The organism is Acinetobacter sp. IRS14, assembly GCF_034650275.1.
Classification (GTDB): Bacteria; Pseudomonadota; Gammaproteobacteria; order Pseudomonadales; family Moraxellaceae; genus Acinetobacter; species Acinetobacter oleivorans.
Genome location: NZ_JAOVFN010000062.1, coordinates 1 through 693 on the forward strand (window position 1 = coordinate 1; position 693 = coordinate 693).

At 49.5% G+C, this 693-nt stretch carries 1 protein-coding gene; it reads right to left on the reverse strand.

Going from position 1 to position 693, the window contains the following annotated elements:
• The coding region (vgrG, locus tag ODQ17_RS19265) for a type VI secretion system Vgr family protein (RefSeq protein WP_322905632.1) at positions 1-693 on the reverse strand (693 nt) is incomplete at both ends.

The window sequence follows — 693 nt, forward strand, 5'->3', positions numbered from 1 at the left end:
CTTTTGGATGGCTTAAGTTACCCAAGTTGAGCTGGCTTGCTGCATGGCTACTTTGCAGTTGGGCACTGATTTGTCCTGTGGTGTCATCAAAACGGAGTTGGTTAAAGCCTTTGCCGTCGACTTCTTCGGAACGAATACCACTGAGCTTTTTAGTGTCAGGTAGTTGGCCTTTCTGGTCAAACTGGGTTGGATGGCGTTCAGCTTCATGAATACGTCCCACCACAAATGGACGGTCAATGTTGCCATCAAAGAAGTCGATGACAACGATTTCACCGACACGTGGCAGGAAGCGTGCACCATAACCCGCACCTGCCCACGGGGTCAGCACATCGACCCAAGCTGAGTCGGTGTCATTGTCGTTACTTCCTGCTCCACCGTCATGACTATGGTCGTCAGTTCGGGTAAACAAGAAACGGACTTTTATACGTCCCCACTGGTCGACATGAATGCTTTCGCCTTCCAACCCCACTACTCTAGCGCGCTGCGGGTGAGCGGCTGGTCGGTGCTCTAGCGGATTATATTCAGGCACAGCTTTAATGTTACGTCGAACGACATTGAGTTCAGTAAAGTGGCGCTGCTCAGGGTTTTGAGTGTCGAACTGGGCTGCCTTGAGTTTGTCTTTTGGTAATAAGCGCTCAAGTTGCTGTTGTAATTCTTTCGGTAAATTATTCTGGTTGTAGTAGTGCTTGCTTA